At 42.1% G+C, this 3,484-nt stretch carries 4 protein-coding genes and 1 riboswitch; of the genes, 2 read left to right on the top strand and 2 right to left on the bottom strand.

What is annotated here, in order from left to right; all coding sequences use genetic code 11:
* The first annotated feature begins 323 nt into the window (after positions 1-323).
* Positions 324-704: a GerAB/ArcD/ProY family transporter gene (locus ACFO8Q_RS18135; RefSeq protein ID WP_380027605.1), complete on the top strand. Its 381-nt coding sequence runs from the start codon at positions 324-326 to the stop codon at positions 702-704.
* Positions 705-716: 12 nt separating this feature from the next.
* On the opposite strand, the gene corA is transcribed toward ACFO8Q_RS18135, so the two are convergent.
* Complete coding sequence (corA, locus tag ACFO8Q_RS18130) at positions 717-1,688, bottom strand: magnesium/cobalt transporter CorA (protein ID WP_380027603.1); 972 nt, start codon at positions 1,686-1,688, stop codon at positions 717-719.
* Between the two features lie 125 nt (positions 1,689-1,813).
* Positions 1,814-1,986: riboswitch (M-box (ykoK) riboswitch) on the bottom strand.
* A 156-nt stretch (positions 1,987-2,142) separates the two neighbouring features.
* Here corA and ACFO8Q_RS18125 point away from each other — a divergent pair.
* Entirely contained in the window at positions 2,143-2,625 is a 483-nt protein-coding gene (locus tag ACFO8Q_RS18125) for an inorganic diphosphatase (protein WP_380027601.1), read from the top strand.
* A gap of 83 nt (positions 2,626-2,708) precedes the next feature.
* On the opposite strand, the gene ACFO8Q_RS18120 is transcribed toward ACFO8Q_RS18125, so the two are convergent.
* Positions 2,709-3,305: a TetR/AcrR family transcriptional regulator gene (locus ACFO8Q_RS18120; RefSeq protein WP_380027598.1), complete on the bottom strand. Its 597-nt coding sequence runs from the start codon at positions 3,303-3,305 to the stop codon at positions 2,709-2,711.
* Positions 3,306-3,484: the final 179 nt, after the last annotated feature.

Here is a 3,484-nt window from a genome sequence, read left to right as displayed (position 1 = left end):
GATGGAGACACTGCGCTCCAAGCTCGTTAAGATTGCGGGTAAGCTGGTCAGCTCCGGTCGATACTGGACGGGGAAGCTGTGCAGCTCCTGCATATACCGGGATGCATTCATCCAAACGTTTCGTAACATTCAGCGTTTACCCCGTTTCGGTTGATGGACTGTGAATGATAGACATTTAAAAAAAAATGCTCATTGATCCAACGGATACGTATGTCATTCAATATCCATATTTATTTAAATAATGAATTAATAACCATACCCAAAGAGAGTAGGTGGCTACTCTCTGATACCGAGCAGACTGATCGTTTCACAAATACGGTAGAATATCACAAAATCTTCCATTTCACCCAATCGTTCTAAGCACCTATGAATATTTCAGGATTAGTATAGCCGATTTTTTAGAACATTTAGAGTCCATTGTTATGGCTGTATGGGTTGCCGGGGCATTTGTTAAAATTTCCGTTTTTTACTACTTACTCTCACTTGGGACTGCCCAATGGCTGGGGCTTAGCAACTATCGCCCGCTTGTCCTGCCGCTGGGGATTTACATTATAGTATACAGTATTTTGGTAGCTCCAAACCTGCAAGAACTTTCCAGTTTCTTGAGGACAACAAACATTCCTTTTAATATCACCATTACATTTGCGATTCCGTTGTTATTGTTGATAGTCGCTTTAATCCGGAAAAAGGCTGATGTCACTTGATGGGATAGTTTTCTAGATCCACTTCTTTTGCCTGAACACTTTCAGCATGCCGTAGGTCATACCCGTCAGCAAAAGGGTGATGGCTACTGTTGACCACGGACTTTCATGGTAAGGCAACGGTACATTCATTCCAAAAAATCCGGTTATAAAGGTAAGCGGCATCGCCACGGTCGAGATAATGGTCAGAACCCGGATGGTATCGTTGGTCCTCGCTGTAACCAAAGAGTAATAAGTCTCCATGGCGCCGGAAACGAGATCGCGGAATACTTCAAGCGAGTCCGAAATCCGTTCCAAATGGTCCACCAGGTCAATGAAATACGGAACGTTGTCTTCCTGCACATCAAACGAATACCTCCCCCCGACATTCGAGAAGATCCGTTTCTTTGGTTGAATGACACGGCGAATCAAAACAATCGTGCGTTTCAGCGCCAGGAATTCTTCCGTAATTTCTTGTGCCGGATGTTCGTACATTTCATCTTCCAGCTCATCAATACGTGTGGAAATACGCTCCATGATCGGGAAGTACTCATCCGTGATCCCGTCCACAATCGAATATAAGAGAAAATCAGGCCCTTTGTTCATATAATGAGGTTCACGCAAAGAACGGGCGGCAATTCTTCCGATCGAATGAAGCGGATTTTGATGTACAGTCACAATATAGTTTTTTCCCAAGAAGACGTTCAGTTCCTCAGTCGTGATTTCTCGTTCGCTTTCCTCATCGTAACGCAGCGCATGAAACACGAAAAAGTAATAATCATCATAATTGTCCACCTTGGATCGGGGGGAATCGTGCAAACAGTCTTCGATGGCCAACGGATGGAAATCAAAGATCGCGCCGACGAATTTTAATTCGTCCACCGTGCAATTGTAAAGATCGATCCACAGCAGGTTCGCCTCATTTTGCAGAAGTTCCCCTTTGCGCAGCAGATCCACATCATGGTACATTTTTTTCTCTTCGTGATTGTAAAAATAGGTTTTAATCATCCGGTTGTACCCCCTTTCTGCGGTGCCTAAGCTTAGCGTATGCAGAAAACAAAAAGAGCCTTCAAATAAATTGAAGGCTCTGAGTCAAACAACGCCATTCCAAAGAATGCCGGACTGCTCCGATTCGCCTTCTTCACTCGTCCAAGCTTTAGCACGTGCATAGCTAGAACCCGTAAAGAGTTCAGCCACATTAGGTAAAACCTTAAGCCGGTAGTACCTGTTGACCCATTGGCGTCTCTCGACGTTTCCGGGTAGTGGCGTATGATCTATGCAGAAGCCTCACCTAACGAAGAAACATATAGGTTCATACAAATACAATTATATTCCTGCCGCGGATATGAGTCAACTTCCCCCCTAATCAGGTCGGCTTGCCACGAAATGGTTTGTCACAAAAATTCTTTGTTGCTATAATGAGGAGGTGAATTTTTTGAGATTTCAAAGGAGGAAGACTGGAATGGCTTTGGTTGTGGATGCATTTATTGAAATTCCTACCGGCAGTCAAAACAAATATGAGTTTGACAAGGAAACCGGACGCTTTAAACTGGACCGTGTATTGTTCTCTCCGATGCACTATCCGACCGAATATGGCTACATTGAGAACACGCTGGCAGAAGACGGGGATCCGCTCGACATTCTCGTTATCACTTCTTTCCCAACCTTCCCCGGTTGTGTGATCGAATCCCGGGTAATCGGCGTTCTCTTGATGACAGACGACAAAGGGAAAGACGAGAAGCTTCTCGCGGTTCCGACAGAAGATCCCCGTTTCAAGGAAGTACATACATTGGAGGATGTGGCGCCGCACGTATTGAAAGAGATCGCCCATTTCTTCCAAGTATACAAAGACCTTGAAAACAAGAAAGTTACAATCGATGGCTGGCAGGGTACCGATGTGGCAGCTCGCCTCCTCGAAGAATGCAAAGCCCGTTACGGCAAGTAATTGGTTGCTGTATCACGAAAGTCCCGAATCGGATTCGATTCGGGACTTAATTTTCACCGCAAAGAAAAAATAACTTATTTCCATCAACGTTTAGACGAACTTAATAGTTGAATAATAATCTCAATTATTGTATTTGGGTCTGCAATACTGGGGTCAATGCTGTATTGAAGATGATAACCATCGATTATTGCAATTATTAATGCAGCAAGTTCTTTTAGTTTTGTATCTTCATAATCTTGAAATCGATACAGTTGTTTGAGAACGGAAACAACCATATCAATCCAACTGTTGTAATGAACAACCATTTTTCTTTTGATTTCCACATTCCTCATTGCATTAACACAGAACTCAAAATAGATAGGAGTCCAATTATCTTTTTTGGTTAAGTCAATAAAAAGTGTTACTCCTCTCCTAACACTCTCCTCGATATTTTCACCAGCCGTAAAAAACCGAAAAAATTGTCGTTTAAAAGTTTCTAATCTGGTATCCATTAATTTGAGGAATAGTTCTTCCTTGCTGGTGAAATGAAGATAAAAAACCCCTTTTGTGTATCCCGCCTCTTTAGCAATATCATCAATTGCTGCTTTCTCGTAACCCCTTTCCGCGAATATTTTTAATGACGCTTCGATTAGCCTTTGAAACGATAACTCTCTTTTTAGTTGATGTTTGTTCTTTTGCATATGCTACCCCTTGTTGTAAAAATTTATGAAAAAAATGTCTTGACGGTCAGGTATATTATACCATATATTTTAAATACTAACGAGTTAGTATTTATTTTAAGAAAGAAATTCAATTGAATATTTCACTGCCATAAGGCCAGTGAGTTAATCAGTGAGAGCCACTTTGTTAACGAATTGGA

The organism is Effusibacillus consociatus (genome assembly GCF_042652925.1).
Taxonomy (GTDB): Bacteria; Bacillota; Bacilli; order Tumebacillales; family Effusibacillaceae; genus Effusibacillus; species Effusibacillus consociatus.
Note: the sequence above shows the minus strand (reverse complement) of the source record. Positions and strands in the feature narration are given on the sequence as shown.

Excerpts from the sequence above, each read along its gene's own strand:
- corA (WP_380027603.1), bottom strand. The coding sequence starts at position 1,688 with ATGATTAAAACCTATTTTTACAATCACGAAGAGAAAAAAATGTACCAT.
- ACFO8Q_RS18125 (WP_380027601.1), top strand. The coding sequence starts at position 2,143 with ATGGCTTTGGTTGTGGATGCATTTATTGAAATTCCTACCGGCAGTCAA.
- ACFO8Q_RS18120 (WP_380027598.1), bottom strand. The coding sequence starts at position 3,305 with ATGCAAAAGAACAAACATCAACTAAAAAGAGAGTTATCGTTTCAAAGG.